23 protein-coding genes and 1 pseudogene are annotated in these 24,090 nt (G+C 67.5%); 11 read left to right on the forward strand and 13 right to left on the reverse strand.

Annotated features, from left to right (window positions below; translation table 11 throughout):
* Nucleotides 1-285: 285 nt before the first annotated feature.
* Nucleotides 286-1,374: pseudogene (locus LNW72_RS32550) on the forward strand (IS630 family transposase); the annotation flags it as partial.
* Between the two features lie 63 nt (nt 1,375-1,437).
* Here LNW72_RS32550 and LNW72_RS32555 read toward each other — a convergent pair.
* The 4 genes from LNW72_RS32555 to LNW72_RS41325 form a co-directional block, all read right to left on the reverse strand.
* Complete coding sequence (locus LNW72_RS32555) at nt 1,438-1,740, reverse strand: hypothetical protein (protein WP_250978639.1); 303 nt, start codon at nt 1,738-1,740, stop codon at nt 1,438-1,440.
* A gap of 1,047 nt (nt 1,741-2,787) precedes the next feature.
* The gene (locus LNW72_RS32560; protein WP_250978640.1) at nt 2,788-3,210 is read right to left on the reverse strand and encodes a peptidase inhibitor family I36 protein; all 423 of its coding nucleotides are present in this window, start codon (nt 3,208-3,210) and stop codon (nt 2,788-2,790) included.
* 394 nt (nt 3,211-3,604) lie between these two features.
* Nucleotides 3,605-4,267 (reverse strand): DUF6461 domain-containing protein, encoded by a 663-nt coding sequence (locus LNW72_RS32565; RefSeq protein ID WP_250978641.1) that lies wholly within the window; start codon nt 4,265-4,267, stop codon nt 3,605-3,607.
* Nucleotides 4,268-4,758: 491 nt separating this feature from the next.
* Nucleotides 4,759-4,890: a hypothetical protein gene (locus LNW72_RS41325; protein ID WP_285369849.1), complete on the reverse strand. Its 132-nt coding sequence runs from the start codon at nt 4,888-4,890 to the stop codon at nt 4,759-4,761.
* A 276-nt stretch (nt 4,891-5,166) separates the two neighbouring features.
* On the opposite strand from LNW72_RS41325, the gene LNW72_RS32570 reads away from it, so the two are divergent.
* The 5 genes from LNW72_RS32570 to LNW72_RS32590 all read left to right on the forward strand — a co-directional run bounded on the left by LNW72_RS32570 (nt 5,167) and on the right by LNW72_RS32590 (nt 7,940).
* Nucleotides 5,167-5,694 carry a hypothetical protein gene (locus tag LNW72_RS32570; protein WP_250978642.1) on the forward strand — a complete coding sequence of 176 codons (528 nt, stop codon included), beginning with the start codon at nt 5,167-5,169 and terminating at the stop codon, nt 5,692-5,694.
* A gap of 435 nt (nt 5,695-6,129) precedes the next feature.
* Nucleotides 6,130-6,282: a hypothetical protein gene (locus tag LNW72_RS32575; RefSeq protein WP_250978643.1), complete on the forward strand. Its 153-nt coding sequence runs from the start codon at nt 6,130-6,132 to the stop codon at nt 6,280-6,282.
* 41 nt (nt 6,283-6,323) lie between these two features.
* Nucleotides 6,324-6,707 (forward strand): hypothetical protein, encoded by a 384-nt coding sequence (locus tag LNW72_RS32580; protein WP_250978644.1) that lies wholly within the window; start codon nt 6,324-6,326, stop codon nt 6,705-6,707.
* A 4-nt stretch (nt 6,708-6,711) separates the two neighbouring features.
* On the forward strand, nt 6,712-7,128 hold the full coding sequence (locus tag LNW72_RS32585) for a hypothetical protein (protein ID WP_250978645.1): 417 nt from the start codon (nt 6,712-6,714) through the stop codon (nt 7,126-7,128).
* A gap of 128 nt (nt 7,129-7,256) precedes the next feature.
* Nucleotides 7,257-7,940 carry a hypothetical protein gene (locus LNW72_RS32590; protein ID WP_250978646.1) on the forward strand — a complete coding sequence of 228 codons (684 nt, stop codon included), beginning with the start codon at nt 7,257-7,259 and terminating at the stop codon, nt 7,938-7,940.
* 253 nt (nt 7,941-8,193) lie between these two features.
* On the opposite strand, the gene LNW72_RS32595 is transcribed toward LNW72_RS32590, so the two are convergent.
* Entirely contained in the window at nt 8,194-9,285 is a 1,092-nt protein-coding gene (locus tag LNW72_RS32595; RefSeq protein WP_250973875.1) for an IS630 family transposase, read from the reverse strand.
* 195 nt (nt 9,286-9,480) lie between these two features.
* Nucleotides 9,481-10,239: an SDR family oxidoreductase gene (locus LNW72_RS32600; RefSeq protein ID WP_250978647.1), complete on the reverse strand. Its 759-nt coding sequence runs from the start codon at nt 10,237-10,239 to the stop codon at nt 9,481-9,483.
* A gap of 150 nt (nt 10,240-10,389) precedes the next feature.
* Between LNW72_RS32600 and LNW72_RS32605 the strand changes: the two genes are divergently transcribed.
* Nucleotides 10,390-11,025 (forward strand): TetR/AcrR family transcriptional regulator, encoded by a 636-nt coding sequence (locus LNW72_RS32605; protein WP_250978648.1) that lies wholly within the window; start codon nt 10,390-10,392, stop codon nt 11,023-11,025.
* A gap of 312 nt (nt 11,026-11,337) precedes the next feature.
* On the opposite strand, the gene LNW72_RS32610 is transcribed toward LNW72_RS32605, so the two are convergent.
* Together LNW72_RS32610 and LNW72_RS32615 are read right to left on the reverse strand one after the other, a co-directional pair.
* Nucleotides 11,338-12,735, reverse strand: coding sequence for a N,N-dimethylformamidase beta subunit family domain-containing protein (locus LNW72_RS32610; RefSeq protein WP_250978649.1), 1,398 nt, complete (start codon nt 12,733-12,735; stop codon nt 11,338-11,340).
* 437 nt (nt 12,736-13,172) lie between these two features.
* Nucleotides 13,173-13,781, reverse strand: a complete 609-nt coding sequence (locus LNW72_RS32615; protein ID WP_374117367.1) for a polysaccharide deacetylase family protein — start codon at nt 13,779-13,781, stop codon at nt 13,173-13,175.
* Nucleotides 13,782-14,562: 781 nt separating this feature from the next.
* Here LNW72_RS32615 and LNW72_RS32620 point away from each other — a divergent pair.
* Together LNW72_RS32620 and LNW72_RS32625 are read left to right on the forward strand one after the other, a co-directional pair.
* On the forward strand, nt 14,563-15,267 hold the full coding sequence (locus tag LNW72_RS32620) for a serine hydrolase (protein ID WP_250978650.1): 705 nt from the start codon (nt 14,563-14,565) through the stop codon (nt 15,265-15,267).
* A gap of 367 nt (nt 15,268-15,634) precedes the next feature.
* Nucleotides 15,635-16,291, forward strand: a complete 657-nt coding sequence (locus tag LNW72_RS32625; protein WP_250978651.1) for a C40 family peptidase — start codon at nt 15,635-15,637, stop codon at nt 16,289-16,291.
* 241 nt (nt 16,292-16,532) lie between these two features.
* Here LNW72_RS32625 and LNW72_RS32630 read toward each other — a convergent pair whose 3' ends face one another.
* From LNW72_RS32630 to LNW72_RS32640, 3 genes are all read right to left on the reverse strand, one after another.
* Nucleotides 16,533-17,015 (reverse strand): hypothetical protein, encoded by a 483-nt coding sequence (locus tag LNW72_RS32630; protein WP_250978652.1) that lies wholly within the window; start codon nt 17,013-17,015, stop codon nt 16,533-16,535.
* A gap of 322 nt (nt 17,016-17,337) precedes the next feature.
* A complete protein-coding gene (locus LNW72_RS32635) occupies nt 17,338-18,120 on the reverse strand; it encodes a DUF1906 domain-containing protein (protein ID WP_250978653.1) in 783 nt (260 codons plus the stop codon).
* A gap of 172 nt (nt 18,121-18,292) precedes the next feature.
* Nucleotides 18,293-19,519 carry a glycoside hydrolase family 3 N-terminal domain-containing protein gene (locus LNW72_RS32640; RefSeq protein WP_250978654.1) on the reverse strand — a complete coding sequence of 409 codons (1,227 nt, stop codon included), beginning with the start codon at nt 19,517-19,519 and terminating at the stop codon, nt 18,293-18,295.
* A 249-nt stretch (nt 19,520-19,768) separates the two neighbouring features.
* Between LNW72_RS32640 and LNW72_RS32645 the strand changes: the two genes are divergently transcribed.
* A complete protein-coding gene (locus LNW72_RS32645; protein ID WP_250980405.1) occupies nt 19,769-20,968 on the forward strand; it encodes a hypothetical protein in 1,200 nt (399 codons plus the stop codon).
* 177 nt (nt 20,969-21,145) lie between these two features.
* Here LNW72_RS32645 and LNW72_RS32650 read toward each other — a convergent pair whose 3' ends face one another.
* Both LNW72_RS32650 and LNW72_RS32655 read right to left on the reverse strand, forming a co-directional pair.
* Complete coding sequence (locus LNW72_RS32650) at nt 21,146-21,532, reverse strand: ketosteroid isomerase family protein (protein WP_250978655.1); 387 nt, start codon at nt 21,530-21,532, stop codon at nt 21,146-21,148.
* Between the two features lie 1,175 nt (nt 21,533-22,707).
* Complete coding sequence (locus LNW72_RS32655; RefSeq protein ID WP_250978656.1) at nt 22,708-23,250, reverse strand: carboxymuconolactone decarboxylase family protein; 543 nt, start codon at nt 23,248-23,250, stop codon at nt 22,708-22,710.
* A 109-nt stretch (nt 23,251-23,359) separates the two neighbouring features.
* Here LNW72_RS32655 and LNW72_RS32660 point away from each other — a divergent pair, with 109 nt between their 5' ends.
* A complete protein-coding gene (locus LNW72_RS32660) occupies nt 23,360-23,956 on the forward strand; it encodes an ABATE domain-containing protein (RefSeq protein ID WP_250978657.1) in 597 nt (198 codons plus the stop codon).
* Nucleotides 23,957-24,090: the final 134 nt, after the last annotated feature.

The following is a 24,090-nucleotide window of genomic DNA, read 5'->3' on the forward strand; positions in this document are numbered from 1 at the left end:
CGGGCAAGGTCCCCGGCGACACTCCGTTTGCTTCCGATCAGCCCTGCCAGTGCACTCCCGAGTGGCCCGGGCTGGAGACAACCGCCAACGGTCACATGCTGCCGGCGACACCCGCCAAGAGCTACAGCATGCTGACGAATCCAAGCATTGGCCCGTTCATCGCCCGCTGTACCGTATGCCAGGCCCGCTATCCCCACCCGTGGGTGATCCCGCAGGGTGCTCCCATGCCCTTCGACTGGGCTCAGGACTAGTGTCCTGAGTCAGTAGTTGGCCTAGTGTTCTTGTATGACTCGTCCTGGTCCGAAGCTTGCGCCGCTGAACCTGACTGATGCTGAACGTGGCGAGTTGGAGCGGTGGGTGCGGCGGCGGAAGGGGGCCCAGGACATGGCCTTTCGAGCCCGTCTCGTCCTGGCGTGTGATGCGGTGGGTGAGGGCGGGTTCCCCGTTTCGACCGCCGCGGTCGCAGATCGGATGGGGACGACGCGGGAAACGGTGGGCAAATGGCGCCGGCGATTCCTGCAGGATCGGCTGGCGGGCCTGGAGGACGAACCGCGGCCCGGCAGGCCTCGTACCGTTTCCGATGAGCAGGTTGCGGATCTGATCGCACGGACGCTGGAATCGACGCCGGAGAACGCGACGCATTGGTCGACTCGGTCGATGGCGAAAAGGACGGGCCTTTCCCAGTCGACGGTCTCGCGTGTGTGGCGTGCTTTCGGGCTGCAGCCGCACCGCTCGGAGACGTTCTAACTGTCCACGGATCCGTTCTTCGTTGACAAGGTCCACGACGTCGTCGGTCTGTACCTTGACCCGCCGGAACGGGCGTTGGTGCTGTGCGTGGATGAGAAGTCGCAGATCCAGGCCCTGGACAGGTCCCAGCCGGTCCTCCCGATGATGCCCGGAGTGCCGGAACGGGCCACTCACGACTACGTGCGGGCCGGCACCGCCACCCTCTTCGCCGCGTTCAACACCGCCTCCGGCCAGGTCATCGGATCCCTCCACCGACGCCACCGCGCCGCAGAGTTCAAGAAGTTCCTGTCCAAGCTCGATAGAGAGCTCCCGGCCGAACTCGACGTTCATCTCGGCTGCGACAACTACGCGACCCACAAGACCGCAGACATCAAGAAATGGCTCCTGGCCCACCCCCGATTCCACCTGCACTTCACGCCCACCGGCTCCTCCTGGCTGAACCTCGTCGAGCGATGGTTCGCAGAGCTGACGAACAAACAGATACGGCGCGGAGTGCACAAATCCGTGCCGGCACTCGAGAAGGACATCCGCACCTGGATCACCACCTGGAACCAGGACCCCAAGCCCTTCGTCTGGACGAAGACAGCCGACCAGATCCTCGAATCCCTCGCCTCATACTGTCGACGAATTACCGACTCAGGACACTGGGGCTCAGCAGCTGGGTCAGGTGATGCGTGGTGGTGCGGGGTGTCAGCCGGGCGGGGTGCGGGGAGTTTTGAGGGCGAAGTGGTTCAGCACGGTGGAGGCGATCATGAGGATCACTGAGAGGACCAGGACGGCCATCACCGGGATGTTCACTCCCAGGCCGAAGTGCAGGGGGGAGAGGCTGAGCATGGCGGCTCCCAGGAGTTGGGCCCATCCCCACGGTTTGGGCCGCAGTACTCGGTGCCGGGCCCAGGGCACCCATATGCGGCCGGTGGCGAGAGCAGCGATGCCGCAGCTGGACTCCAGGAGTGCCAACACGCTGAGGAGAACCCATAGAGCGCCGCGCATGGCGATCCTTCCCCGGCGTTGAACCGACGTGCATGTCGGGGCATGATCATGCCAGGTTCCCGGGTGCTGAGGGTGCCCGGTCCTGTGGTCGGAGATGGCGGGGCTGCCCGGGGGTGGATGATGTGCGTCGTGACGTCAGGGATAGTTCGTCCGCGGTGGTGGTTGGCTCTTCGAAGCGGTGGGTTCTTCTTCGTGGGGGGTGGTCTGGGCATGGTGGCGTATGGGTTGTTCGCGCACCGGCCTGTGGGGGGATTGTCCTGGGGTGGGTTGCTGTTCGGGGCGGCGGTGACGGCGACTTTCACCGCACTGCTCCCCGCCCGGGGTCGGTGCCGGCAGTGAGCCGAGTGCCTGGGTGGGTGCGCCGGGCCGGTTTGGTGTTGTGGTGGTGCGGTGCGTTGGTGTGGTTCGGCGTGCACGCGCTGCGCAGTGGCAGCGCGGGGCGGGTGGGTTCGATCGTGGTGTTCGTCCTGATCGTGGTTCAGGCGGGCCTTGCGCTGGTGGGGTACACCCGTCCCAGGACCAAGCGTCGGCGAGCACGTGAGGCGGACCGTACTGACCCCGGAACAGCCGAAGAGTGAGCTTCGGCGTTCAGCTGGCAAGGGGTGCGGCACCCTCCTGGGGCGGTACTGCCCGGGGGCGCGTTACCGGGGACCTCTGGCAGCGCGTGCCCGGTATCGTTCCAGAACTCCGATGGACAGCGCGGACGCGGCCATCACCCCGAAGACGGTGGCATTCCAATCGCCGAGTTGGTCGCGGTCCCAGACACGGAGCCCGGCCAGCACGACCACGACAGCGAGCAGTACGAGCTGTACCCACCGGAGGGCTGCAGTGGGCTGGCCACGTTCTGCGTTGCTGTTTGTTCTGCGCACCGTCGTCGGTCCTGCTCGTGCCGGATCAGCTCGGCCTCTTGGCTGCGCCCTTGCGTGGGTCTGAGATCCAAGGGTCCCTTGGCCGGATGATATCTGCAGGCCGCAGGGAAGGGCGGCGCGGTGTCGAGGTGTGCGTCGGATGTCGGTGGCTGCCGAGCAGTGGATGTATGGGCAGCTGTCAGTCGAAGACACAACTGCTGATGTCGGCGGGCAGGCTCCGGTAGGAACTCGCCTTGTTCTTCCACGAGACGGGGAGGTTCACCCGGCCGTTGGGGGCGATGCGCACGTAGTTCCCTCCCAGATTCTTGTCCCAGAAGACGCAGACGTACCTGGTGCTCATGTTCGCGACGGAGTTGGCACGGTCGTTCCAGCCGTAGCCCGGGGCCGCCAGATTCGGGTTGTACTTCACCGCGTTCTGGTCGTCGTAGATGTCCCCGCCCGCGTTGTCGTTGTCCCACATGCACCAGCCGCCGGACTCGCACTGGGCCCAGCTTCTCGCACCGGCGGGAGTCTGCTGACCGGCTGAGGCGGCCGAGGCGGCGCCGATGGTGAAGGTACTGGCCAGGACGATCGCCGTGAGCGTCCGCGAAATTTTGATCATCGGGTTCCCTTCCCGGGCGCAGGCATGTCCGGGCGCAATGCTCCCGCACCCGGCCGAACCCGCGCGGATCCAAGCCTGAGCCAGAATTCTTACCTGCGGACTGCTGCGTCAAGACAGCGATTCCCCCCACAGCCCGCCCGTGCACCGGCGCCTGGCCGTGCGCTGGGAACGGCGAGTTGAGCTCCACGACGCCTTCCTCGCGTTGGCCTGCAGCACTATCTGTTGGAGGCGACTCAAGAAGGCCAGATCTGATCGCGTCACGAACTCTCCGGGCTGATACGCGTTGGCCTTGCCCTCAGATCGGTCATCGTGTCGCTGTCCTTCTCCGGTCGCCACCCGTCACGTTGGCCAGGCGCTGGTCGTGGCCCAGGGCGGCGAAAGGCGATCCGGCCATTCAGGACAGTCCACGTGAAGGCCCGAAATCCAGGATGGTCCCGGGCGGAACCGGTCCCTCACCCGCGTAGGTATTGCTCAGCGGTGCTGCTGGTGCATCGTCCTCGGCGAGTGTCAGGCTGGGCCAAGGCCCGGCGAGGGCTGCATCGTCCAGAGTGATGCCGAGGTGATCGAGTACGAGGGCCACCACCGGCGCCATCCCGGCGCCCTCACCCTCGTGTGCGGCGAGCGCCTCTTCCACTCGATCCCACCAGGGGCCGAGCGGTTCGGACCGGCTGTGCTCCATGCCGGGCTCGAAGTACTCGACGCACTCGCCGTCGCGCCAGTACTGGAAGACGTCGATTCCCTCGGTAGTCGCCACGCTGTACGTCTCAGTTCCCCGAGACAACTCCGCGAGCGTTTCTTCCCCAAAGCCGATGCCGCCGTCCTCCTCGACGCAGAAAGCCCATTCACCGATCCTGCCGGCCCGCAGCAGCGAGACCATCCCGTCACCCGATTCACCCGAGGGTAGGTCCGAGGCTGCATCCCAGCCGAGCATGCGCGCCTGCTCCGGATCGGCCCCGTAGCGGGCGAACACCTCCTCGGGGGCGAGACCGCGGGTGAAAGTAGCGCACATCCAGGCCCTCGCCCAGTCCAGCGAACCCGCGTCCGCGTCTGCTTCCATGATCTGCCTCCGTCATTCACACCTGGCATCGCCTGCCAGGGGCGAGCCTTCCAGGCTCTCCGCAGTGTGCCAAGCACGGCGAGGAGCCCGGATCATGATGCCTGGTTCATCCGGTGGGATCGGTACCGGGCAGGACGCCCCGGGGGGTCTTGCCCGGTGAACTGGATGCAAAAAGGGGCCGCGAGCGGCTGCATCAGCCCCCTGCCACGCTCGACCAGGACACCTCAACAAGATCTTGTTACGAGCCCAAAGGCGAATCCGGGGCACGAAATGAGCGGAGAGTCGGAGTCAGCGCCAGCGGTCGCCGATGCATGCGGGGGAGGGATGCCCGTTGCTCGTTCACCGGCCCGGCCCTGGAGTTGGTCCCGGCGCCCGCCGCCGTCCAACCGAAGGCGGTGTCACGCAGCACCGACAGGCCCGTTCCGTATCTGCTCGATGGTGCCCGCCTCCAGGGGAGTTGACGGGCATCAGGGATCTCGCATCGGTGTCTCCTACGCCGTCGGGGCGGCTCGGTAGCGCTCCACCAAGGCCTCCATGCCGGTCAGGCCAGCGTCCAGGCCGAGCTGACGGAGCCAGTCGTCCACCTGTTCCTGGTGCTCGGCGGCGACGTGCAGGTCCAGCACCGGGTTGGCACGGAAGGTACCTCCGGCCGATGCGCCGGCCTCACGGGGGCCTGGGCCTCGGCAGGGTGGGATATCGCTGATTGACTCTCGAAAGCTGAACGTGTTCAAATACGTGACGTCGTGGTCCTCGGCTGCCGTGAGAGGGCGAGGGTGCGGAGCAAGCGGCGCATCGGATGGCGATGGCTGCGAGGCGCGCCCATGGCCTCTGCCGTGCCCCACGCAGCATGCACTCCACTTGGAGGCCGCGGGACCGCATGCGGAAAGCAAGGGGGAAGTGTGTCGAAGAAGAGTTTCCGGGGCGCCGGTTGTGCGATAGCAGCAGTGACTGGCCTCTCCGTGCTGCTGCTCGCGGTGCTTGCCGTGTACCTGTGGTGGGGGGATACACGTGACTACGACCGCTTCGCCATGGTGACGTACGGGGACGGCTCCCTCGAGACTGTGTTGACCCGCTACCAGGTGCGCCTGCCTGACGATGTTGCGGAACTGCGCTTCCATGACGATGAGAGCCTCGTGGGTAGTGAAGGCACGCTCTACTTGCGCTTCGAGATACCGGTGGGCGACCTGGCGGGGTTCCTTCACGGTCTGCACATGGGCGCGGACCTGAAGCGCGGCGGCCCCGCCGATTGGGGCGTCGACTACGCCTTCACCGGCGACATGGCCCGCGGATATGGCTGGCGCTTCGACCGGAGCGGCCAGACGTGGCTTTGGGGTGTCGCCGATGCCTCTCCCTCGCTGCGCTTCTCGGTCGTCATCGAGCCGCAAGGCATCAGCGATACCGTCTACCTGGTCGGCCAGATCGGATGACCGTTCGGCCTCGACGGGCCGCGCGGGGCCTCTCTCGACGTCGGGCTTTTGGATCCCTGGCGGCCATCCCCTCCTGGTGTGCGTGAGGTCTCGCTGCCTGGCCCGGTGCCGCAGCTGGAGGCCACGGCCCACGGGTTCCACCCGGCTCGGCCGCCGCGCGGCGGAGAGCTGGGCCGCAGACAAACGCACCGCGATCCTCGACGGACACGCCGCCGGATACCAACTCCTGCGCCACCGCATCCTGCTCACGTGACCTCATCACGGCCACCTCGTTATGACGATCTTGCGAGACCCTCCAGATTGTCCACGGACGGCCAGTTGGGACGTCACGCCCCGCAACTCATACCTTTGCAGCAGGGGCACTCACCTGGCTGGGGGAGGGAGATCGGTCCGGCGGCTGAAGGCACCCGCCGCGGTCGATGGGAGGTTCCGAACATGACCAGTGCTGAACGGATGATGAAGGCGCTCCGGAGCGCATGGTGGCAGCGCTGGGTGGCCTGGGCGACGATGCTGTGGGCGGTGGTGTATGCCGGTTTCGGCCTGGTGTGCGCGCTGAGCGGGGACCTCCTTGCTTTACTACGGCGGTGACGCTGGGCCTCCGAGCTGGTTGGGGCGGTCATGGCGGTGGGGTGCTGGCGACGCTGGTCAGCGGGGCGGTGGTGCGGTACGGGCTGCGGCCGGCGTTGCGGGTGCTGCTTGGGGTGGCCTGCGGGCTGGCCGGTCTCACTTCGTTCAGCCTGCTGATCGATGTGATCGCGCTGATGTTCGGTCAGGGAGTGGACAGTCGGGCTGCCGCTGCGAATAGGGCTCTGGCGGCGCTCGGGACGGTCCTGCTCGCGGCCACGGCGCGGGGTCCGACCGGCCCGTCCGCCGGTGATGCCGTACGGGTGCCGTCCGCTGCACCGCAGCTGGCCCAATACGGCGCCTGGGCAGGAACGCCGGCTTCTGTCCCGTACGTGGCGATGAAGCTGGTCTGGGCGTTGGGCGGCACGTTCGCGGGGGATCACCGGTAAGGAGATGCTCGCTGTCTCGCAGTGGAACGGCGCCTCGGGGATCTTCCTCACCCTGGAGTCCTGGGGCCTGGACTCCACCGCGCTGCTGTCCGGGCTCGGCGTCTCCCTGCTCTGGGGCCTGGTCCGCCCATGGGGGCAGGTCTTCCCGCGCTGGACGCTGTTCCTGCACGGCCGGCCGGTGCCGCGCTGGTTCCCGCTCGCCCCCGCGCTGCCACGCTCGCCGCAGAGTGACCGTCCGCGGCCAGTTCGATCCCTGCCCACTGGCCACCCATGGGGAACTCGACTGGCGACCCAAGGGCGTGCAGACGACTGTGCACGCCCCTGGGTTGGTACGCAGACCTCCGGGCAAGGCCCTCGCCTGGCACGCCCGCACGGCGCCCGGCAGCGGGATCCGCCCGGTCTTCCCGCCCCGATGCCGTAGCTCCTGGCAAGCACCAGGTCGATCCCTGCCGCCCCAGAGTTGAACGCGTTCAATTCATCTGCCAGAGTGTTGCCCACGGCCCACCGGTACCGGTCGGCCGCTGAGGGCGGGAGCATCAGGTGCCGGGCATGAACAGGTGGCGCGGGTGGGGGTTCGCCCTGGGGACCCTGGCGATGGCGGTGTCCGGGCTGACGGGGTGTGCCGGCCGGTACGACGCGGGGGCCGGGCTGCACGACGCCACGGCCGCTGACGTGGCGGGGAGTTGGCACGGCACCGAGGGCACCCGGGTCGTGCTCCGTCCGGACGGGACGGCCCTCGTCGAGCGCCTCGACGGTGAGGGCTTTGCCTTCGACGACGGCTGGCGCCTGTCAGGTACGGGAACCTGGCGACTGACCGACGATCCCGACGGGCAGGACCTCCACCTGGCGCTGACCGCCCGCACCCGCGTCGACCGACGGATGCCCGCGACGACCCCTGCCGATGCAGTGCCCACCAGCTACACATGGGACTTCTTCGTACGCCGCGACCAGCACCACCAGGTGCAGCTGTTCTTCCTCTTCAGCGACCCCGACGCCGCGAACACCTACGTACTGGACCGCGCGCCATCGGCGCTGCCGTCCATCGGTTCGGCTGCCCGGTCGGCGGGCTGCTGGGCCGTTCTCGCCGGGAACGAGGTGGACGGGCCACCACGCCGTCAAGGGACCACGTCGGCAGCTGTGATGGGGGGCCGGTCGAGCCACTACTGCGCCGATCGGCGCACCTCGGGCGGCACCTTCCCGTACGCGCGCACCATGGCCGGCAGCCACCGGTGATGGCCCGGTCCAGCGCGTACACCAGGCGGTCGAGCACGGAGGCGTGCGTGCTGGCATGGGTGGGCGGCCAGGCCGCCCTCGTATGGTGGCGGATCGCTGCCATCCCGAATCCGGGCGGCCTGGTTCCGCCGATGTGTACGGCCGTAGCGAGTCGATGAACGCCCGGACGGGCGGCGCCTCCCCCGCCCGGTGTGGCGCGGGCCCTTGTGCTGGGGTGAGAGTGCGGCCGGTCTTGGCATACCACGATGTCCCGCTAGTGACCTGAGTCAGAGATTCGGTGGCAGTAGGCGGCGACCTTGTCGAGGATCTCGTCAGCGGTCTTCGTCCAAATGAAGGGCCGGGGTTGGTCGTTCCAGTCGGCCAGCCAGGTTCGGACGTCGCGTTCGAGGGCCTGGACGGAGCGGTGGACTCCGCGCTTGAGTTTCTTCTGTGTGAGCTCGGCGAACCACCGCTCGACCAGGTTCAGCCACGACGCACTTGTGGGTGTGAAGTGCAGGTGGAAGCGCGGGTGGGCCAGCAGCCACTTCTTGATCTCGGGTGTTTTGTGGGTCGCGTAGTTGTCGAGGATCAGATGCACCTGGAGCCCGGCCGGGACTTCCTTGTCGAGCTTGGCCAGGAACTTCTTGAACTCGATGGCCCGGTGGCGGCGGTGCAGTGATCCGATCACCTTGCCGGTCGCGACCTCGAGTGCCGCGAAGAGCGTCGTGGTGCCGGCGCGAATGTAGTCGTGGCTGCGGCGTTCTGGAACGCCGGGCATCATCGGCAGCACCGGTTGTGACCGGTCCAGGGCCTGGATCTGCGACTTCTCGTCCACGCAGAGGACCAGGGCCTTCTCCGGCGGATCGAGATAGAGGCCGACGACATCGCGGACCTTGTCGATGAAGAACGGGTCCGTCGAAAGCTTGAAGGTCTGCGAGCGGTGCGGGGCCAGGGCGAACGCCCGCCAGATCCTTGAGACCGTCGACTGCGACATGCCCGTGGCTGCGGCCATGGAACGGGTCGACCAGTGCGTTGCGTTCTTCGGCGTCTCCTCGAGCGTCCTGACGATCACTCGTTCCACATCCGCGTCGGTAATCTTCCGCGGGACACCCGGCCTGGGCTCGTCACACAGGCCGTCCAAGCCGTTCTCCAGGAAGCGCCGCCGCCAGGTGCGGACCGTGTCCGGAGCGATCCGCAGACGACGGGACACCTCCATGATCGAGTGACCGTCCGCGCACTCCAGCACGATCCGCGACCGTTGAGCCAACGCTTGCGCGGTTGTGCGCCGACGCACCCAGCCCTCCAGCACGGCCCGCTGGGGCTCAGTCAGTAACAACGGCGGAATCTTCGGACCCGGACGGCTCATACCGAACTAACGCCAAACCTCCGACTCAGGTCACTAGGGTCTGTCGTCTGGATCTCCGTGGGGGAAGGAGCGGTGTCCGGTGCGTGCAGCTGCAAGGCGGAGGAGGGAGGCGACGCGGAGCGTCGTCGACCGACGACAACGCGGCAGATGTGCGTGCTGGACACCGCGACGCCGCGGAGATCCAGACGACAGACCCTAGAGCAGGACGCCCCCGGAAACCTCGATGCGTTGGGCGGTGACCCAGCGCAGTCCGTCGGAGGCGAGCGTGGCGATGGCGTCGCCGATCTCGGCGGGCTCGCCGACGCGGCCCAGAGCGGTCTGCGCCGCCAGCCCCGCTCGCAGGTCGCTGTCATCGCGCATGGCACCGCCGTTGAAATCGGTGGCGGTCGGTCCCGGGGCGATGGAGTTGACCCGGATGCCACGCGGGCCCAGTTCCAGGGCCAGGGTGCGACTGAGCACTTCGACGGCGGCCTTGGACGCCGAGTAGACGGCGGTGGCCGGGCTGGTGTGGCGGGTCAGGGAGCTGGAGACGTTGATGACGCTGGCGGGGTCGGCCATCAGCGGCAGCAGTGCCTGGATGAGGAAGAAGGTCCCACGGACGTTGGTGTCCATCATTGCGTCGAAGTCCGCGACACCGACCTGCTCCAGGGGGCTGAAGATCCCCACACCTGCGTTGTTGACCAGGATGTCCAGCCGCGTGGCGCCCCAGGACTGCAGGTGCTCGCCGAGCTCGGCCGCGAAGGGCGGGAACGAGGCGACATCGGCGATGTCCAGACGCAGCGCGAGGGCATCGGACCCGGCCGCCCGCACCGCCTCGACCGTCTCCCGCGCCCCGTCCTCATCACCCCGGTAGGTGACGATGACCTTGATGCCCCGCTGCGCCAGGGCCAGCGCCGTGCTGCGGCCCAGCCCCCGGTTGGCACCGGTCACCAGCGCGATCTTCTTGCGGTCCATGGAGCTGCTCCTCGGAAGGGAAGGGGAAAACGCTGCAGGGCTTACTGCCCGACGCGGAAGGCGAGTCGGTCGACTCGCCTCTTTCACCGTAGGCCCGCCCCCAGAGGCGAGTCAAGTGACTCGCCTCGCCGTAGCGGGCATACTGGCTCCATGACAGAAGGACTCTCCGACCACCACCGACGGCTGGCGCAGCAGAAGCGGGAGGCGATCACCTCGTCCGCCACCGCCCTGTTCCTCGACCACGGCTACGCAGGGACGTCACTGGCCCGGATCGCCGAGGCGGCCGGGGTGTCGAAGTCCACGCTGTTCAAGCAGTTCCCCACGAAGGCGGCCCTGTTCGAGGCCATCGTGAGCGAGTCGTGGAAGCAGGGGTCCGGTCACGCTTCGACCCCGCCCTCGGCCGGCGACCTGCGTGCGGGGCTGACGGTTATCGGCCACCGTTACGCAGAGCTGGTCGGCCAGCCCGGGATGACGGCCCTGTTCAGGATCGTCATCGCCGAACTGCCGCGCCTGCCCGAACTGGGCAGGATGCAGTTCCAGCTGGGCAAGCTGCCCTACTTCGACTCCGTACGGACCTACCTACAAGCCGAGCACGAGGCCGGCACCGCGCGTGTGCCCGACGCAGAGAGCGCCGCCAACCAGTTCCTCGGCATGATCGCCAACTTCGTCCTGTGGCCCCGGATGCTGCTCACCGACTGGAACCCGGCCGCCGACGAGACCGACCATGCCGTCGACGAGGCCGTGGAGACGATGCTCGCCCGCTACGCCACCGGTCACCAGAAGTAGTCGCCCTCGCCCGCGCCCCCGATGCTTCGCACGGGCGGGAGCGCGAGCCGCAACGTGCGGTCAGCGCCGGGTGGGGCACGTGTCGTTGACCGCTTCCACCGGTCGTGGTGCGGGTCGTAGACGAAGCCGGCCTCGGTGGCCTGTCACAAGGCGCCTCCCGTCAGACCTCCCAGGACGCTACCGGTGAGCCCTCGCCCGAGACGCCTACGGCAGCGCGCCGGCGCGGGACGTAGTCAATGATCGCCGGCTACCCCAACCGAGGTCGTGGATGGTGAGCTCGAAGTCGCGATGCGCCTTGGCGTCCAGCCCGGTTCAGCCGGCGCGGTAGACGGCGTCGACGTTGTCGCGCGCCGGCCGGGATCGGCCTACGGGACCGGTGGCGAACGCGAGGAGCAGATTCTTCGTGGTGGTGCGTGCGAACGCGCCTGCGGCGGCGTTCATGCCGTGGTTTCCTCTGCCGCCTGGTCCCTTGGCATCCAGCGCTTCGACCCAGCGCATGGTGCCGGATGCGAAGACGCCGGCGCCGCCGGGTGCGGAGTAGTACGCCGTATCGGAGAAGCTGGGTCGGCCTTCGCAGGTGACGGGGGAGTGGGCGAGGATCTCCAGGGGGCGTGGGGTGGGCCAGATGGTGTTCACCCGGTCGAATTCGGCCCCCACCAGGTGGGGGAAACTGTCGCCATAGGTGACATCAGTGCCGGTGAAGAGCCAGTGGCCGGGGTTGGTCACCACGTAGGCGGCGTCCACCGGGTAGTCGTCGTAGATCACGCCCAGCAGCGAACTCTCCGGGTTCGCACCTGGTGCGGCGCGGAATTTCTGGGTTGCGGCGCCGCCGGCCAGGAAACCCGGGTCCGTCCGGTAGTCGGCCTTGTAGCACGCGATGTCCCGATCGGGGCCGTACGCGGAGGCTCCGAATCTGATGCGGCGGAAGCAGCAGTTCGCTCCCAGGATCGCCAGGTTTGTTCCCGCGTCACGGGCTGCGGTGACGTGCTGGCGCTGGGAATCGGACCAGTACTCGTCGTGGCCCAGGGAGAGCAGGGCGGCAGCTCCGCGCAACAGATCCGGGTCGCGGGCGAGATCGACGCCCGTGGTGTACGCCAGCGGGATGCCGAGCTGTTCGGCGAGAGCGATCAGCGGGGCCTCGTACACCAGGAACTGCCCGGCTCCGTGGCCGTACTGGTAGGGGCGGTCAAAGGTGACTTCCAGCGACCGGTTCTTCCGGCCCCCGGCGGGGCCGTCGTAGAGGTTGTGACCGCCCCACAGGTTGTACGCCTGCCAGGTGGCGACCGCGTTGACCACGACGGTCCTGCCGGTGGTGGACGGTGAGCGAACGGTGATCGGGACGTAGCGCTGGCCGGCTCCGCCCTGTGCGTCCAGCCGGAGCAGGTAGCTGCCTTCGGGCCAGTCCGTGGTGTCGACGGTGGTGGTGCGTGCCCAGCCGGTGTGCACAGTGCGGGTCTTGGCGTCGACGGTGGCAGCGGGCTGGCGGTGGCCGGGCAGCACGGCCGAGCGCCACACCAGGCGGGCGCGGGCTCCGCCGTACCAACCCATCCGGTAGGCCGAGACGGTGAAGCCGGACGCGACGGTGGACACATGGAGGCCGAAACGTTCGCCTGCCAGGACACTGACCCGGTCGGCAAAGCCCTCGACGGCCTGCGTTGTCCCGGCCCGGATGATGGCCCAGGCCGGATCGCCTCGACGAGCGTTTTCCACCACCACGTCCAACGGGTCGGCGGATTCTGATGCGGTCCGGGTGCGTGCGGCGTCTCGTGCTTCGGCCGGCACGCCCGCGGACCCGAGGCCCGCCAACGCACCCGCGGTCAGGGTCAGAAACCGGCGCCGTCCGGCGCCGCCCCTCATTCCAGCGGCCGGATCGATCCTTCGCGCCACCACGCGTGCCCTCCAACGGTCGTCCCCTCGGGTGGCCCCATCGTCGCTTCCCAGTCCTGCATCTTCCTTCCGGCACGCGAGGGGCAGGCAGGAGAGTAGCCCGATAGGTGTTGGCAGATCGTTTCAGCAACGGCATTCGAGTGGCAGCGCACATTACCGGTCGTGACGACGGCAGACATGAGGGGAGGAACTGGCCGACTGACCGGTTTCACCGGGCCGGTTCGTCCGTGATGCCGGCCCCCGGCCGCCGTCCTCATGGGTCAGACGTAGTCCTCCAGGCGCGCCACGGTGAAGCCCTGCTCGGAGATCATGCGCAGCAGGTTGGCGGTCATCTCCGTCATGGAGGTGCCCTTGAGCTCCGAGGGGCCGCGGAAGTGGGCGAGGATGATGTCGCCGGGGTGCAGTTTCTTGTCGGCGCGCTGGTACTGCATGCCCTTGATCTGCATGGACTCGCGCCACAGGATGAGCGCCTGGAGTCCGCAGGACTTCGCGGCGGTCTTGGTGGCCTCGTTGAGGTTGCCGTAGGGCGGCCGGAGGAGGCGGGGTGTGGTGCCGTATTCGGCCTTCAGCTTCGTCTGCTGGGTGCAGATCTCGTGCCGCTGGGCGGATTCCGACTCGGTGCGCAGGTTCGGGTGCGTCAGCGTGTGGTTCATGATCGGGTTGCCGAGCTCCTGGAGGGGCTTGAAGTAGCCGTAGTCGCTCCGGATGCTGACGTCGGTCAGGAACATCGTGAAGGGGATCTTCAGTTCGCCCATCATGGTGACGAACTTCGGGTCCTTCTCCGCGCCGTCGTCGAAGGTGACGAAGACGATCTTCTCCTTGGTGGGGACGTCGCTGACCACCGGCGGCGTCCCGGAACCGGTCTTCACCGGCTTCACCTTCGGCGGCGCCGGGGGCGCCGCCAGCGGCTTGATCTTCCACTTGTGCAGCGCGGCGGCCGTAGCAGCCGTGGACCGGATATCCCCAACTGCCCTATCGATCTGTGTAGTTGATCGGGCGGACAAGGTGGTAAGCGGTGGCTGTTCTGCGGTGGGAGCAGTGAGTGGGGACGTGATCGCTGAGCGCCCCACGACGACAACAAGGGCCGAGAGGAGCAGTCCTGTCGCTTTTCCTAGCATTCGCAGACTCTATGCCGTTTGCTCCGTCCGGCATCGCCTTCCGCGGGCGGCTGGATGCGCTTTCGCCAGATGTTCCAGGTAGCCCCTGGCGGGGCGGCCACGACCCAGTCGCCAGATCGCATCGGGCCTGGAGCGGGCTGGGCCGAATCATCGCCAGAAGCTGGTGAGTTCGAGGCGGTGAGCGTGGCGAACGGGTGAAGGTCTGTTTTGCCCGCCAGCTGTGTGGCGTGGAACGCGGAAGCCTTGCACGGCGACCTGCAAGGGTGGTCGGGTGCCCATTCCGACACCGCTGACGAGCGGGAAACCGAACTCGCGAATGCCCTTGCCTCCCCTGCTGCCAGTGGTGCCGACCGGCAGCGACCCGGCGGCAAAGCTCCGCCGTGGCGGTGCCCGACGACTGACGGCCGCCCTCGGGGTGGCGCTGGCGGTTCTTCCGCTCACATCCCTGAGCAGTACCGCGCGAGCGGCGCCGCGCGCAGACCCTTCCGGCTCGGGTATCTGCCAGTCCTCCCTGTACCCGCACCTGGCGGCTGTGCTCTCGGCTGATATCGCCCGCGCACATGCGGGCCGCAAGAGCACCATCGCCTTCACGCTGTGGGACGCCGAAAAGCAGCTGTCCTGCGCGGACAACGCCAACCGTCGATTCGACTCCGCGAGCGTCGTCAAAGTGACGATCATGGGTGCACTGCTGCGCCGTGCCGAAGAGGGACACCGTCTCCTGACCGCCGCGGAGACGAAGAACCTCAAGCTGATGATCATCAAGTCGGACAACGCTGCCGCTACCACTTTGTGGAACAGCCTGGGGCCCGCCTGCTTGGGTAGTTTCCTGCGACTCGCCGGAATGCGCGACACCGTACTGTCCCCAGGGAAGACCTGGGGTCTGACCCAGATCACCGCGATCGACGAGATGAAACAGCTCGATGTCTTCGCCTCGGAATCCACCGTCCTGTCTCCGTCGGACCAGGGATACGGACTGAAGCTGATGAGCCAAGTCCAGGCCGACCAGCGTTGGGGCGCCCCGCACGGCGTACCTGCCGGCATCCGCGTTCAGGTGAAGAACGGCTGGGCGCCGCGTGCCACTCGCGGCTGGCGGATCCACAGCCTGGGGGTCTTCACCGGAACCGGCCGCAACTACCGGATGGCCGTCCTGACCGACAACAACGCCACGAAGGCATACGGCGTCGACACCATCCAGCGGATCGCCGCCATCGTCCACCGTGACCTCAATGTGCGGTAGCACTGACGCAGAGTCCTAGGGCCTGTCGTCTGGATCTCCGCGGCGTCGCGGTGTCCAGCACGCACATCTGCCGCGTTGTCGTCGGTCGACGACGCTCCGCGTCGCCTCCCTCCTCCGCCTTGCAGCTACACGCACCGGACACCGCTCCTTCCCCCACGGAGATCCAGACGACAGACCCTAGCCCCGTTCGGCGGCAGGGCTCGAAAAGCGCATCGCCTGGCGCTGCCGACACCCGATACCTGTGTTCCGCCGTCGTCGAGCCCCCATGAGAACGGATCCGATGAACGAGTCTTTGCCCGGCAAGCCGTTGTCCACGAGGATTCCTCGCTGCCGGCCCGTGACGTCCGGGCTCGGGGTGCACGCTTCCATGACCCCCCACCTTCCGGGGCTGCTCGGTGCGGCGGCATTGGCCCTGGCGCTCCTGCTGGCACCTCCGCCCGCACCAGCGCACGCGGTGCCGCTGGCTTGTACCGATCATCTGGCCGTCGCGGAATCGGATTCTGACGCCCCGGGCACCCCCGGCGGCGGAGGCGGCAACGAGTCCGTCAAGATCACGGAGGCCGCACGCGGTCGCGCCGTGGTGGCCGCGGCGCGGTCCTGCCTCGGGGTGCCGTATTCGTGGGGCGGCGGCACCGTTCACGGCCCGACCCTCGGATCGTGCGACAAGGTCAACGGATACCTCAAGGGTGTGTGCCAGGCCGATCACACCATCGGCTTCGACTGTAGCGGCCTGACCCTGTACGCCTGGTATCAAGCCAGCGGTGGCACCATCAACCTTCCGCACCGCAGCCCCAAGCAACGGGACCGCGGCCGGCATCTGAAACAGAACGAACTGCTCCCCGGCGACCTGCTGTTCTTCGCCGAGCCCAAGGGCCCGGTCCACCATGTCGGGATCTACCTGGGTGGTGGAGCGATGATTCACGCGGAACACACGGGCACCCTGGTGCATACCCTCAATGACGTCTTCCACGATCCGAAGTGGGGACCGCGCTACGTCGGCGCCTCCCGGCCCACCGCGCCATGACGGAGGCAACCGACACCGTGCCGTCAGCACAGCGCACGGTGCGGCGAAGCGGCGCCAGGACCTTCCACGAACGCGAGCACAGGGTGCCATCCACGGAGCGGAAGGTGGCCGTTGTCATTGCCGGATCACCCGGCAATGACAACGGCGATGCCCATCAGACTTCCCGTCCGTCACCCTCACGAGCAGAGCTGACCACGGAATCGCGGGTTCACTGAGGCGTCACGCAAGGAATGAGGGGGGATCAGCTGCGAGTGGCGGTGAAGTTCACCAGTCCCTTGACGCCCGTGATTTCAAGATGGCCAAGGATCTTGGTCACACGGGTCGTCCCCGCCAAGCAGAACACGTCCTTGCTGGACCCGGCTCCGTCGAGGGGAGTGGGGAAGACGAGAGTCCCCTTGCCGAGAGGGTTCTCCAGCACGCGAATGTTCCCGTATACAGAGCGGGAGTCACCGTCCGGGATATTGACGTCAACCCGGATCTGGGTGCTATTGGGAGCCACCGGGTCGATGGTGATCGTACGGACGGGGTTGGTCCCGCTGATGGTTCCGGTGAACGCACCGTCCTTCACGAGCCCCAGCGTGGTGGTGTAGTCGTTCGGCGTCCCTCCGCAGGTGTTGGTTGGCGGGGTAGCGCCCTGGGCGCCCGGTGCGGCGCACAGGGAAATCGACAGCACGGACACCACGCTGAGGGCCATCGCGGTAGCGACGGCGGTCCGACGTGACATGAGAGCTCCGTTCTTCAGGCTGCCGCGGCGGCAGCTACATGGCGAACAGAGACATATATTCGATGAATACCTCTTAGGAGAACACTATTTCGCCCACCTTCACGCATATGGCCCCACCGGATCCGCGGGTCATGCCTCAAATGGGCCCACAGCGATTTCGTGGCGTCGCGTGCATCTTGGCGTGACGGGATGGCAGGCTTGAACTGCTGTCCATGCGAGGGGAACGGGGAAATTGGATGCGCGTCGGTGCAGCGATACCTGGGGCGCTTGCGACGTATCGAGCACTATCCTGCGAACAGTCCCGCCGGGCCGGGTTGTCGGCTTATCCGGCGACGACGGTGTCGAGTTGATTCTGGTCGATGGTCAAGCTGACGCCGCCGTGGCTCTCCTTGATCTTCCCGTGGTACTGGTGGGCCCGTCGGTGTCCGCTCCATTCGTTGTCGCGGAGCAAGCCGTCGCCGTCCGTGGCCGCTTTGTCGTTCCAGCGGGCGTACCAGAGCGCGTCCGGCATCGGAGCGGCTCCCGCGCGGCGGGCGGCCAGCAGGTCGGTGACACCCGAAAGAGTGCTGGAGTAGAAACCGGACAAGTAGCCCGCGCTGTGCAGGCCCTGGGTCCAACCGAGGGTGAAGTCGATCACCGCTTGCGCGCAGCCGGCGCTGCCCAGCGGGTACGCCTCCAGGTCGAGATAGACCGGGGTGCCCCGCCCCAATCCGAGGTTCCGCGCGGCGGTAAAGGCCTCGGCGGCCTCTTCACGGCCCTGCTGCGTCGCGTGGGCGGGATCGATCGTCTGCTGACTGTCAGCGCGCTCGCTGCAGGGGGGCTGTCGGCCGACGTGCGTCGGCATCAGACGCCAGCCGAGCTCGCGCACCTGGCTGATCCAGTCGGCGGTGAGGTGTGTTTGCTCGCAGCCGCGCTGCCGGCCGCTGATATAGATCCCCACCGCACCGTAGGGCGAGGCCCCGTGGGCCCACGCACGCATGGCCTTCAGCGAGGGCGCGGAGCAGGCGTCGAATCCACGGCCCATGAAAACCGTCGGCTCGACGGCCGCCGACCGGGACTGCTCCAGAGGAGAAGACGCGGCCTGGGCAGGGCTGTTGGCGGCCATGAGCAGGGCAACGGCGAAAGTGATGAGCGCTGTGGATCGCGATCGAAGGACCATACGCCATCGTGAGACGCCAGCGACGCGAGGGTCCGGAGGGCGCGCCGCCGACCTTCGGCACCTCACTTCACCGGCCGCATACCTTTCCTGAGCAGGTGGTCATCCGCGTGCGTCGGGGTCAGCGCAGGGCGGCCCGTAGCGCGAGGACGCGCTCAACGGCGTCAGCGAACGTGGTGCGGTCGAGTCGCCCGGACATCAGAGCAGTGGTGAGGGCGGCGGCAGCAGCTGTGCCCTGAGAGGTGTCCTGAGCGGAACAGAGCAGCAGATCCATACCCGCAGCGGCGGCAGCGACGGCACGGTCGCCGACAGTCCCGACGCCTTTGAGCGCGCCGGCCTCCAGGGCGTCCGTAACGGTGACGCCCCGGTACCCGAGCCGGCCGCGCAACTCACCCTCCACCACCTTGCGCGACAGGCCGGCGGGATGACGGCCGTCGAGTGCCGGGTAGACGGCCCAGGACAGCATGACGAGGTCCACCCCGGCGTTGATGGCAGCGGGGTAGGGCGCCTCGTCGACGGCCCGCAGTCGGGTGAGCGGGACGCTCAGCGTGACCGCCCTCTCATCGGTGTTCTGCCCCGCGGGCGCTGAGCCCAGACCGGGAAAGTGCTTGGCCGTCGCCGCCACGCCCGCACGCTGCTGGGCGACGATGAACGATCGGCTCGCAGCGGCGACCACCGCAGGGCTCTGACTGTAGGAGCGTTGCGGCTTGTCGATGAAGTTGTCTGCGGTGTCGTAGGCGTCCAGGACCGGTGCGAGGTTGACATTCAGGCCGAGGCCCGAGAGGTTCTTCCCCGCTCCGGTCCCGGCCTGGGCCGCCGCAGCCGCTGGATCGGCCGCCTGCCCGATCTGCCGCTCGGACAGCAACGGTGCGCCGGGCAGCCGTCGCACCAGGCCGCCCTCCTGATCAACCATCAGCAGCAGCGGCACGTGCACGGGACTTTGCTGTTGGGCCTGCTTCAGGCGCTCGATCACCAAACGCAGTTGGGCCACCCCGGTGATGTTCGAGCGGAAGAAGACGACGCCACCCGCGCGACCCGCACGAATCGCTTGGAACAGCTCTTTCGGAGGAGTGAGACCCCGATAGGAGAAGACGATCCGTTGACCCGCCAACTGCTGGGAGGACAGTCCGGCTGCCGTAGCCACCCGCACCGTCGCGGGCAGTGAGCCGTTGGCGGTCGGCGCCGATGAACGCCGTTCCACCGTGGGCCAAGCCGGCGCCTGCCACCCGGCGGGGACGGCAACCGCCGGAGGTGCCGGAGAGGCCTGGTCCGGTGATGGCCGCGCGGCCGTGCACATGGCCAGCAGCAACACCGTGCAGGCGCTCATCCAGCGAGCGGGCGAAACCACGATTGCTCTCCTTCGAGCCGCATCCGTTCTGCCGGCTGGCCCAGGCTAGGTGCTGCTCGTCTCCATCGGCGGAATCTCGATCGAACGGCGTGGTCCTCGCCGAGAGTGTTGCGACGAGGTTCGGAGCGTCGGGACAGGAAAATGGAGCCGCCCCATTCATCGACACCCAACCACGATGCGTTGAAAACGATTGGCCGGGCGGACATGTGCCGGCGCACCACAACGAGGCGGAAGGCGCGAAGGCACCATATGGGTGGGATCTCGCGAAGGAACATTCTGGCCGGTGGGGCTGCGGCAACGGCGGCTGCTCTTGGCGTGCCCACATCGTTTGGCCGGCCGGCCGCCGCCACCGAACTGCTGATCGGCGACGGCTCGACCAGCTACACCGGCCACCAGCCGCACCAACCCGTGCCGAAGCGACTGGAACCGGGTGAGACGCCACCCCAATTCGTGGTGATCTCCTGGGACGGCGCGGGCGAGCGGGGTAAGAACCTGTTCGCCCACTTCCGGAAGGTCGCCCAGGAGACCAACGCCACCATGACCTTCTTCCTCTCCGGCATCTACACCCTGCCCGAGAGGAAGAAGAACCTCTACCGCCCCCCGGGCCACGCTCCAGGCGCCTCCGACATCGCCTACCTCAAGGACGATGAGATCAGAGCGACCCTCCAACAGGTGCGCGGGGCGTGGCTGGAAGGCCATGAGATCGGAACCCACTACAACGGGCACTTCTGCGGGCCGAAGGATGGCGTGGGGAGGTGGACGGCTGAGCAGTGGCACAGCGAGATCGAGCAAGCCGTCCGGTTCGTACAGACCTGGAGGACCAATACCGGTTTCACCGACCTCGCCCCCTTGCCCTTCGACTACCGCAGGGAACTCATCGGCAGCCGCACTCCCTGCCTGCTGGGACGTGATCGACTGCGGCCCGTGGCAGCGTCGCTGGGGTGGAAGTACGACGCAAGTTCGCCGGGACGACAGATCTGGCCCGGCAGGCGGGACGGCCTGTGGGACCTTCCCCTGCAGGCCATCCCGTTCTCCGGCCACACCTTCGAGGTCCTGTCGATGGACTACAACATGCTCGCCAACCAGTCCCCGGGAGCCAATGTCAACGGTGACCCGGCGATGCACCCGGTCTGGCAACGTCAGGCGTTCGAGACCTACATGGCGGGCTTCCACCGCGCCTACACCAGCAACCGGGCTCCCCTGTTCATCGGAAACCACTTCGAGACGTGGAACGGCGGCATCTACATGAAGGCCGTCGAGCAGGCACTGCGCGCCATCGCGGCCAAGCCGGACGTCCGGCTCGTCTCCTTCCGCCAGATGGTGCACTGGCTGGAAGCCCAGGATCAGGGAGTGCTGGCGAGGCTGCGGACCCTGGGCGTAGGAGAAAGACCCGCCGATTGGCGCGACTACACAACCCCCAGTCGGGCTGAGGGTCGCCCTTCATCCTGATGCACAACATCGCGTTGATGTCCGATGGTGTTGGTCACAGCCCCGCGCATCGCGAAGCCGGTGCCTGGGCACGACCGCGACAGCCGTGCCTACTCGACGGAGATGCTCCGCTCTACGCGGACGGAGGCTTCTCCTGCCGGCTCGACGGTCGGCACCTGGGTTCCCGCCGTTGCCGATTCAGGATTGGAGGGCGATACGGAAAATGTCGTGTTGGACATAGAAGCTCTCTCCGGAGGGCTTGAGTACGAAGGTCTGGTTGAAGGTCTGGGGCGGATCGTCGTCGGTCTTGACCTGGCCGAGGACAACCACGAGGACGCCTCCCTCCTGCGTGGGCTGTGTGTCGATTTCGGTGAGGGTGTGCTGACTTCTGAGGTCGAGCGTTTCGAACCTCTCGGTGATTTTTCGCTGGCCCACGAACTGCTGGCCTTCGAATGTCATGAGTGACGTGTCGGCCGTGTAGAAGTTGGCCAGGCTCTTGCGAGCGTGCGCATCCCCGTTGAGCAGGGCGTAGTACTGCTGGACGAACGACCGGCCAATGTCATGGTATTTCGGGTTTGTTGCCATGGCACGGAACCTAACAGTGTGATCACCGTTGACGCACACGCTCTGTGAAGATTCAGCCACTTCAGGTGCGCATCTCGCCGATGCCGCTGGAAGGCGAGGGCTTGATCCGCTGTAGGGCTGGAAGCGGGGCCACCGGCCGCTCAAGCTTCCCTGTCCGCGCAGGCGCCGCACTCCCGCCGACGCACGCCTGGGGGCTCTCCCGTCACGGGGCACTCGCGGGTTCGCTCGGACACCGGGGTGCCCCCTCCGGGGCCGGTTCCTTGGGACCACTTTGGGACCACACGCCGTGCACGCGGCTGGGGGTCAAGGGGTCGCAGGTTCAAATCCTGTCGTCCTGACGGTGTTTACACAGGCCAGAGGCCGTCTCCGCATTGCGGGGGCGGCCTCTGGCCAGGGCTTTGGTGGTCCCAAGTGGTCCCTGAGACTTGTCGTTCGCCCCGTTCTCGCAGGTCAGGGTGGTTGGTGCACCTTGACTCGGGCAAGGGGGGTTACGGTCTGCCGGGTACCTGCCGGGATCGTTCGGCAGGTACCCATGTCGCTTGGTTACGGCGGACGCCCCAGGCAGGGCCGTTCACGCCTCTGCCCAGCTGTGCCCGACCACGGCCACCGTGGGGACGGATGCCTCTGACGACCTCGCCCCTGCGAAGTTCCGGAGACAGCGGTGTCGGCTCCTGTTGGCGCTGCCCGCGGCTGACGAACGGTCACCTGGTTCAAGCCCATGCCTGCCGCCTGGAGCGACGCAGCGCGTCCAGGTCCTGATCTCGGGGCCCACTCGCAGTACTGCCTGGCACAGGTCGTAGCGACCGTCCGGGGGCGTCCACTGGGTGCAGGGAAGTGGCGTAGTGCCAGGTCGGGACCTTGTGGTCCAGGGGCGTCGGTGTTGTTGGTGAGACGCCTGTGAGAGGTGAGTGCCTCGCCGGTCGCATCCGGCGAGGCTCCGCGGCGAGACGTGGGGGAATCCCGCCGGTAGCTCGCGCGGGGGTTCTGCGCGTGGCGCCAGGTCGCGCTGTGGAGTGCTCGATGCGGTCTGGTGATGCCCCCTGGTGTGTAGGAGGCGGTGCCGGCCGCTACGTCGTGTTCCGGTGGGCCGCCTTGCTCGTCGAAGTGGGGACTCCTCCTGGCGCTTGTCGGGAGCTGGGCTCCCGCCTTCCCGCTCCGGTGGATGGCGACGTGGGTCAGGAGAGGTGACTGACCTGCGGCCAGTCGATGTCGACAGCGGCTGCCTTGTTGAAGTAGTTGGTGAGGATATTGAGGGCCACGTGAGCGATGACCTCGGCGATCTCGCCGTCGCTCAGGCCCGCGTCGCGGGCGGTCTTGAGGTCGGTGTCGGTCACGTCTCCGCGGGTTCGCACGAGGGCGGTGGCGAGCTTGAGGGCGGCGTCGCATGTGGGGTCGGTGGACTCGGCCCTGCGTGCTGCGTGCGCCTGCTCCGTGGTGAGCCCCGCGAGGTTGGTGGCGATGTAAGTGTGGGCCGACAGGCAGTAGTCGCAGGCGTTCTCCTGGGCCATGGCGAGCGCGATGCTCTCGCGGACCGTTGCGGGGAGTTTGCCGCTGGCGAGGGCGCCCGAGAACTCCAGGTAGCCCTGTAGGACGGCGGGGCTGTTGGCCATGGCCTTCGTCATGTTCGGCGTGACGCCGAGCGTCTTCTGGACTGTGACCAGCAGGTCGGCGGCTGCGCCCTGGGCGTGAGCGGGCTCGACGATCGGGAGTCGGGACATGGTTTCCTCCAGCGGAGCGGAAGCGATTCTCACGGCTGACTGCTTGTTTATCCGTGAGAACAGTAGTCATATATTTCTCACGGATGCAAGGCGGTGTTACCGTGAGGTTATGAAGGTTGAGGACTTGGAGGGGGGTGGCGCGCCCGCGCTGGGGGAGCCGCTGCCTATCGAGCTGGCCAATGCCACCTATGCGGTCAGGGGGCGTCTGGTCGACGGGCTGCAGAGCGTCGAGCACGTCGCGGCGTGGTTCCGTGACAACCGGGGACGGTTCGCGGAGCAGTGCGGGGACGCGGACCTGCTGGCCGCCGGCCCCGAAGAGCTGCGAGCCACGCGGGCCCTGCGAGATGCGATCCGTGTTCTCGCGGAGGCGGCGGTCTGCGGCAGGACACCCCCGCGCCAAGCGGTGGAGGTGATCAACCGGCAGGTCCGTGCGGCTGCTCGATGGCGGGAACTCTCCTGGGCCGATGGCCCGTCCGTTCGTGCCCGCAGCGCGACGACATCCGTAACGGCCGCGCTGGCTGACATCGCTCAGCGAGCAGTGGACTTCTTCGGCGGTGACCGGATCGGCGACCTGCGGGCGTGCCAGGCGCCCGGGTGTGTCCTGTATTTCGTCAAGGACCACCCCCGTCGCGAGTGGTGTTCGGCCGGATGTGGGACCAGGGCCCGCGCGGCCCGCCACTACGAGAGGACGAAGGCTGCCCGATAGGCCGCTGTCGATCCGCCCTCCCGGGCCGGTTGGTAGGCAGGCGGGCGCCGTCGATGCCGCCACCGGCCGACGAAGCGCAGTACCTCAGGCGCGGGGTTCTCTCACGCGTCCGGCCTAGGGCCTGTCGTCAGAGG

The organism is Streptomyces sp. RKAG293 (assembly GCF_023701745.1).
Taxonomy (GTDB): domain Bacteria; phylum Actinomycetota; class Actinomycetes; order Streptomycetales; family Streptomycetaceae; genus Actinacidiphila.